Annotated in this window: 1 protein-coding gene; it reads left to right on the forward strand. The window is 45.6% G+C overall.

Annotated features, from left to right (window positions below; genetic code table 11):
* Window positions 1-6: 6 nt before the first annotated feature.
* Window positions 7-171: a hypothetical protein gene (locus tag SB751_RS32360; protein WP_410749305.1), complete on the forward strand. Its 165-nt coding sequence runs from the start codon at window positions 7-9 to the stop codon at window positions 169-171.
* Window positions 172-259 lie beyond the last annotated feature (88 nt).

Here is a 259-nt window from a genome sequence, read left to right on the forward strand (position 1 = left end):
GGTATAATTGGGGCGTTAATGGCTCAAGGATTAAATACCAGTGAGGCAGCATGTTATGGCGTTGTGTTACATGCAAAGGCGGGTGATAGAGCCTGTGAACAATCAGGGCAAAGAGGAATGTTAGCCAGTGACTTATTTGCGCATGTAAGAGCACTGATCAATCATAAATAGTAAAAGCAGCAGTGACTGGCTGTGCTAGCTAATGTCTTCGCTGCTTGTTTTGGCTACTATCTGTGAAGCTCGCCAGCTCTTTCAGGCT

The sequence above is a fragment of the Cupriavidus sp. SIMBA_020 genome (genome assembly GCF_046535395.1).
Classification (GTDB): Bacteria; Pseudomonadota; Gammaproteobacteria; order Burkholderiales; family Burkholderiaceae; genus Cupriavidus; species Cupriavidus campinensis.